Raw genomic sequence first — 1,804 nt, forward strand, 5'->3', positions numbered from 1 at the left:
TGTAGGGAATCACCCCAGGCCGGGATGACGACCTGCGGCTTTCATGTGGTTCAGCAGACACATCAGGGCCGCTGTCGCGCCTGGTTCAGCAGTTTGGGCCTGGCGCTGAGGACGGCGGCCCGTCACTCTCGGTTGGGTCCGGTTCGTTTCGAGAGACTGGCTGAGCTGGGTAGTCGCGTGACACGTCCGAGGGCCTTGGCGCCCGCCGCCGGAGACGGGGGCATCCTCCGCCGACGTCAGCCGCCGACGTGAATAGGGGGAGGCGCAGCGCGCAGTGCTGTCGGCGAGCTGGACTGGGTCAGCCTGCCAGTCGGGCAAGGGCCAGCGCGTGTGCGTGGGCGAGGGAGTCGGCAGCAGCGCAAGGGACGTCGGGCTGCACGCCGGTACCCTCCCAGTTCATGCCAGAGACGGGGTTGATCGCGCGGCCAACGGGGACCGTGGCTTCCAGGTGTGGGTGCACGGTCCAGCCCTTGCACGGGTGCGCGCCGCCGCGGGTGCGCTCGCCGACGACTACGGCGCGGCCGAGCTGCTGCAGGTCGTACGCCAGCTCCTCAGCGGCAGAGAAGGTGCTGTCACTGGACAGCACATACAACGGCTTGCTGCCACCGAAGCGGGCGCCGGGAACGTGCGGCAGGCTCCAGGACTGCTCGCTGCGCTCGCCGCCGCGCCAGTACATGGTGTTGAGGTGGGTGCGCTCGTCCAATAGGTAGCTGCAGACGAAGGCGACCGTGTCCGGGTCGCCACCCCGGTTGGCGCGAAGGTCCACGATCAGCGCCTGGGCACGGGAGGCCAGGGTGAGCGCGGCGCCCAGCGGTTCAGCGGCCCACTCCAGCGGAAACAGCATCGGTGCCAGCTCCACCACGGCGACCCCTCCGTCGAGCAACTCCACCCGGGGCGCACCGCCCAGCGAGGTGTCGAAGTCCCGGCGGATGGCGGCCAGGTTGGCCGCCCCCTGCTTGGGGGGCACCGGGTCGGCGTGGTGCTTCAGCCTCAGGTGTCGGTCGCCGTTGACGGACTGCAGGTCCGCGGTGACCAGCCGGGCGAGCGCCTCGGCGTCGTCGACTTCGTAGGCGCCCTCGGCGAGGCGTCGTTGCAGCAGGCCGGCGAGCTGCTCGGCTATCTCGGGGAAAACGTAGTGCTCGGTCAGCAGCCGGACTGTCTCGTCGATGACAGGGGCCGGCGGAAGCTTCGTTGAAGTCGTCATGGCAGGAAGTAGAGCACCACCCTTGCGAAAGCGTCAAAGAGTTTAGACACTTTCGGTATGCGCGATCAGCCTTCCTGCCCGCCGCCCCCTGAGGACGTCCTGGAGATCGGTGCGCCTGAGCAGTTCGCGGCACTCTCTCACCCGCTGCGTCAGCGGTTGCTCTTCGCGCTGGGCCACCGGCCTGCCACCATCAGGCAGCTTGCGGCGCAGCTCGACGCGAAGAAGGGCAACGTGGCGCACCACCTCAAAGTGCTCCGCGAAGCCGGGCTGGTCCACATCGCCGAGACCCGCCAAGTCCGCGGCGGAACCGAGCAGTACTACCAGCGCACGGCCCGCCACATGGTCGTCGCCGAACCCCAAGCGGCAGGCACCACCGCGATGCTCGCCGCGTTCGCCCAGGAGCTGGACCTCTCACCCGCCGAGACCCACCTGACAGTGCGCCACCTGCGCCTCAGCCCCACGAAGGCAAGAGAACTCGGCGAGACCCTCGCCAAACTGGTCGACGAGGCCGAGGAAGATGCAGAGGACCAGCCCCTGCACGGCGTGTTGGTAGCGCTCTATCAGCAAGCTCTGCCGACCAGCACCACCAGTTCCGCCTAG

At 68.7% G+C, this 1,804-nt stretch carries 2 protein-coding genes; one reads left to right on the forward strand and one right to left on the reverse strand.

The features are described from left to right. Positions 1-298: 298 nt before the first annotated feature. On the reverse strand, positions 299-1,204 hold the full coding sequence (locus tag P3T39_RS37310) for a S41 family peptidase (protein WP_280703775.1): 906 nt from the start codon (positions 1,202-1,204) through the stop codon (positions 299-301). A 57-nt stretch (positions 1,205-1,261) separates the two neighbouring features. Between P3T39_RS37310 and P3T39_RS37315 the strand changes: the two genes are divergently transcribed. After that, positions 1,262-1,804 (forward strand): winged helix-turn-helix domain-containing protein, encoded by a 543-nt coding sequence (locus P3T39_RS37315; RefSeq protein WP_280703776.1) that lies wholly within the window; start codon positions 1,262-1,264, stop codon positions 1,802-1,804.

This window comes from Kitasatospora sp. GP82 (assembly GCF_029892105.1).
Lineage (GTDB): Bacteria > Actinomycetota > Actinomycetes > Streptomycetales > Streptomycetaceae > Kitasatospora.